Genomic DNA, 2,582 nt, shown 5'->3' on the forward strand with positions numbered 1-2,582 from the left:
GGGTACGCTCGCCGTCACCGTCCTTGCGGAGGCGCTCGCGTCGCAGGGATGGACGGCCGCGGAGACGGTGCTGGTCCTCGCCGCGCACGGATCGGGACGGAGCCCCTACCCCGCCGACGCCGCTCGCACGCTGCAATCCGCCATCGCCATGCATCTGCCCTTTGCCGAAAACCGGCTCGGCTTCATCGAGGAGGCGCCGGAACTGGTCGAAGTGGCCGAAGGCGCCGGGCCGCGCGCGCTCTGCCTGCCCCTCTTCGTCGCGCGCTGGGGGCATGTCGAGGACGATATCCCCGCCGCGCTTCATGCGGCGGGGTTCCAGGGCGTCACGCTTCCGCCGCTCGGCACCGACGCGCGCGTGCCCGCGCTCATCGCGAAGGCCGTGGCGGACGCCTGACCGTCAGCCGTGTTTGACCATCACGTGGCGGACGACGGTGTAGTCTTCGAGCGCGTAGGCCGACATGTCCTTGCCGTAGCCCGACTGCTTCAGGCCGCCATGCGGCATCTCGTTCACCAGCATGAAATGCGTGTTGATCCAGGTGCAGCCGTAGCGCAGCCGCGCCGCCGTCGCCATCGCCCGGCCGACGTCCTTGGTCCAGACCGAGGAGGCCAGGCCATAGTCGCTGTCGTTGGCCCACTCGACGGCCTGATCGACCTCGCTGAAGGGTGTGATCGAGACGACCGGCCCAAAGACCTCGCGCCGCACGATCTCGTCCGACTGCCTCGCGCCGGCGATCACCGTCGGCCGGTAGTAGAAGCCGCCGTTGCCCATCACCTCGCCTCCGGTGGTGACAGCTATATGGCTCTGCTCGCGCGCACGCTCCACGAATGACGCCACCCGGTCGCGCTGGCGGAGCGAGATCAGGGGGCCGATCTCGTTCGTCGTGTCGTCCTCGTTGCCAAGGGCAATCGAGGAGACGGCCGCAGTCAGGTCGGCCACGAGGTTGTCGTAGACCTTCCTGCCCGCATATATCCGGCAGGCCGCCGTGCAGTCCTGACCGGCGTTGTAGTATCCGAAGGCCCTCAGCCCCTCGACGACCTCCGCGACATCGGCGTCGTCGAAGACCACGACCGGCGCCTTGCCGCCGAGTTCCAGATGCGTCCGCTTCACGGTCTTCGCCGCCGCATCCAGCATCTTCTTGCCCGTCGCCACGTCGCCGGTGAGCGAGATCATGTCCACGCCGCGATGATTGATGAGATAGTTGCCCACCGTCTCTCCCCGCCCGGGAAGAACGTTCACCACGCCCTCGGGCAGCACCTCGGCGAGAATTCTTGCAAGCTTCAGCGCCGTCAGCGGCGTCTGTTCCGAAGGCTTGAAGACCACCGTGTTGCCGCCGCCGATGGCCGGGGCGAGTTTCCACGCCATCATCATCAGGGGATAGTTCCAGGGCGCGATGGACGCGACGACCCCCACCGCATCGCGGCGGATCATCGAGGTATGGCCGGCGAGGTATTCGCCCGCGATGGACCCGTGCTGGCAGCGCACGGCACCCGCGAAGAAGCGGAAGCAATCGACGATGGCCGGGATCTCGTCGCCGCGGGCCGCGTTGATCGGCTTGCCGCAGTTCAGGGCTTCCAGCGCCGCGAAGCCGTCCGCCTCGGCCTCGATCCGGTCCGCGATGGCGAGAAGGGCCGCCGACCGCTCGGCCGGCGTCGTGCGCGACCAGCCGCCGAAAGCGGCATTCGCCGCGGCCACCGCGCGGTCAACCTGATCGGTCGACGCCTCCGCCAGGTCGAGGATCAGCTCGCCCGTGCGCGGGTTCAGCACCTTCTCGCCCTGCTCCTGTCCCGGTTCGAAGGCGCCGCCGATGAGAAGGCCGGTGTCGAATTGCATGGTCATGGGGCTCTCCCTTTCATTTGCCCCCGCCCGCGGTCTCTTCAGCCCCGCGGGTGAGGTAATAGGCTGCGAGGATCGGCAGGAAGGTCGCCACGAAGACGACGATCGCCACCACGTTGGTGACCGGCCGTTGACGCGGCCGGACGAGTTCGTTCAGCATCCAGATCGGCAGGGTGGACTGCTGTCCGGCGGTGAAGGTCGTGACGATGACCTCGTCGAAGCTGAGCGCGAAGGCGAGCATCCCGCCGGCGAGCAGCGCCGAACCGAGGTTGGGAAGGATCACGTGCCGGAAGGTCTGGAACGAGTTCGCGCCGAGATCTGCCGAGGCTTCCAGCATCGAGGCACCGAGGCGGCGGAACCGCGCCACGGCGTTGTTGTAGACGATGACGATGCAGAAGGTGGCGTGGCCGAGGACGATGGTGAAGGTGGAAAACGGGATATCGCCGATGGCGAAGGCCGACCTGAGCGACATGCCGGTGATGATGCCTGGCAGGGCGATCGGCAGCACCACGAGAAGCGAGATCGTGTCGCGCCCGAAGAAGCGCGCCCGCGCCATCGCAGCCGCGCAGAGCGTCCCGAGGACGAGCGCGAGGCCGGAGGAGAGCGCCGCCACCCGCAGCGACAGGTAGAGCGGCGGCCAGATGTCCGCGCGGTTCCAGGCGACTGCGAACCACTCCGTCGTCAGCCCCGGCGGCGGGAACTGGTAGCTGCGGTCCTCGGTCGTGAAGGCATAGAGGAAGATCAGCAC

General features: G+C 68.0%; 3 protein-coding genes. 1 reads left to right on the forward strand and 2 read right to left on the reverse strand.

Annotated features, from left to right (window positions below):
• On the forward strand, positions 1-394 hold a 394-nt coding region (locus ACMUOO_RS17075; RefSeq protein WP_413855793.1), incomplete at its 5' end, for a sirohydrochlorin chelatase.
• A 3-nt stretch (positions 395-397) separates the two neighbouring features.
• On the opposite strand, the gene ACMUOO_RS17080 is transcribed toward ACMUOO_RS17075, so the two are convergent.
• Together ACMUOO_RS17080 and ACMUOO_RS17085 are read right to left on the reverse strand one after the other, a co-directional pair.
• A complete protein-coding gene (locus ACMUOO_RS17080; RefSeq protein WP_413855794.1) occupies positions 398-1,837 on the reverse strand; it encodes a gamma-aminobutyraldehyde dehydrogenase in 1,440 nt (479 codons plus the stop codon).
• A 13-nt stretch (positions 1,838-1,850) separates the two neighbouring features.
• Positions 1,851-2,582: ABC transporter permease (locus ACMUOO_RS17085; protein WP_413855795.1), on the reverse strand; the 732-nt coding region annotated here is incomplete at its 5' end.

Origin of the sequence: Albidovulum sp., from assembly GCF_041919395.1 — a bacterium.
Taxonomy (GTDB): Bacteria; Pseudomonadota; Alphaproteobacteria; order Rhodobacterales; family Rhodobacteraceae; genus Albidovulum.